Genomic DNA, 2,039 nt, shown 5'->3' on the forward strand with positions numbered 1-2,039 from the left:
CCAGCCGCTACAGCTACCGACACAGGCGGATCCATTCGCCAACCGGCGGCCCTGTGCGGCATTACAGGCCTTAAGCCCACTTACGGTCGCGTGTCGCGCTATGGCATGATTGCTTTTTCAAGCAGCTTAGACCAAGCCGGCTTAATGGCTCGTAGCGCCGAAGATATCGCGTTACTGCTGGGCACAATGTCTGGCTACGATGCCAAAGACTCTACCTGCGTAGATGAACCCGTAGACGATTACACCCGCCTGCTTAACAAGCCTTTAACGGGCTTGCGCATTGGCATTCCCGACGAATACTTTGGTGAAGGCCTAAATGCCGAGACCGAAAAATGCGTGCGCGACGCCATTGCACAATTCGAAAAGCTAGGTGCTACCACTAAAGCCATTAAGCTACCGCATACGGCGTTATCCGTTCCGGCTTATTATGTGATTGCTCCGGCTGAGTGTTCCGCCAACTTGTCGCGCTTTGATGGCGTGCGTTACGGCTACCGCTGCGAAAACCCACAGGACCTCACCGATTTGTACACGCGTTCACGCAGCGAAGCTTTTGGTGACGAAGTCAAACGCCGCATCTTAGTCGGTGCTTATGCTTTAAGTGCAGGCTACTACGATGCCTATTTCTCCAAGGCACAAAAAGCGCGCCGCCTGATTCAGCAAGATTTTGTTGCTGCCTTTAATGATGTTGACCTGATTATTGGCCCAACCTCGCCAACACCCGCCTTTGAATTTGGCAGCAAAGGCTCAGACCCCGTTGCTATGTACCTCGAAGATATCTACACCATCGCCACAAACCTTGCGGGTTTGCCGGGCATGTCGGTACCTTGCGGTTTGGTTGAAGGTAAACCTGTTGGCCTACAAATTATCGGTAACTACTTTGCCGAAGCCAAAATGTTAGGCGCTGCGCATCAATTTCAGCAAGTGACTAACTTCCACACACTGGCACCGGCCAACTACGAATAAGGCAAGAATCATATGGAATGGGAAACCGTTATTGGCCTTGAAATTCACGTTCAATTGGCCACAAAAACAAAAATATTTTCAGGCTCTAGCACCGCTTTTGGTGCCGAACCCAACACCCAAGCCTGCGCTATTGATTTAGCCATGCCGGGCACACTACCCGTGCCCAACCGCCAAGCGTTTAAATACGCGGCAATGTTTGGCTTAGCGATTGACGCCGAAATTGGTCGCCGCTCTGTTTTTGAGCGCAAAAACTACTTTTACCCCGACCTACCCAAGGGCTACCAAACCACACAATTGGACGCCCCCATTGTTGGCCCAGGCATTATGGAAATTACGCTTGAAGATGGCAGCCTCTTCCCGGTACGCATTCACCATGCGCATTTAGAGGAAGATGCCGGTAAATCGCTGCACGAAGATTTTCACGGCATGAGCGGCATCGACCTTAACCGCGCCGGTACACCACTCATCGAAGTGGTTACCGAGCCCGACATGCGCAACGCCGAGCAAGCCGTAGCCTTTGCTAAAAAACTACACGGCCTTGTTGTTGCTCTTGGCATTTGTGATGGCGAAATGTCGCAAGGCTCGTTACGTTTTGACGTGAACATTTCAGTGCGCCCTAAAGGCCAAGAAAAACTGGGCACCCGCACCGAAACTAAAAACCTTAACTCGTTTAAGTTTATGGAAGACGCCATCGAGCTAGAAGTCGATCGCCAAATTAGCGTACTCGAAAGCGGTGGCGAAATTCGCCAAGAAACCCGCCTTTATAATGGCGATACCAAAGTCGCGCGCTCTATGCGCAGCAAAGAAGACTCTAACGATTACCGCTACTTCCCCTGCCCCGATTTACTGCCTGTAGAACTCAGCGATGAGTTCTTAGCCGAAGTTAAAGCGGCAATGCCCGAGTTGCCCGAAGCCAAGCGTATCCGCTACACCCAAGATATGGGCTTATCGGATTACGACGCAATGGTATTAACCGGCGATGTAGCAACGGCTGTTTATTTTGATGCTGCTGTCGCCGCTGGTGCGCAACCCAAGCTTGCCGCCAATTGGGTAATGGGCGAAATTGCTGCCTTTCT

At 51.6% G+C, this 2,039-nt stretch carries 2 protein-coding genes; both read left to right on the forward strand.

All coding sequences use genetic code 11. From position 1 onward, the window contains the following. Window positions 1-963 (forward strand): amidase family protein (locus AC3A8L_RS10805; protein ID WP_487962263.1); only part of this gene is annotated, 963 nt, incomplete at its 5' end. Window positions 964-975: 12 nt separating this feature from the next. Beyond that, the coding region (gene gatB, locus AC3A8L_RS10810) for an Asp-tRNA(Asn)/Glu-tRNA(Gln) amidotransferase subunit GatB (protein WP_487962264.1) at window positions 976-2,039 on the forward strand (1,064 nt) is incomplete at its 3' end.

It is taken from the genome of Marinagarivorans sp., from assembly GCF_982758155.1.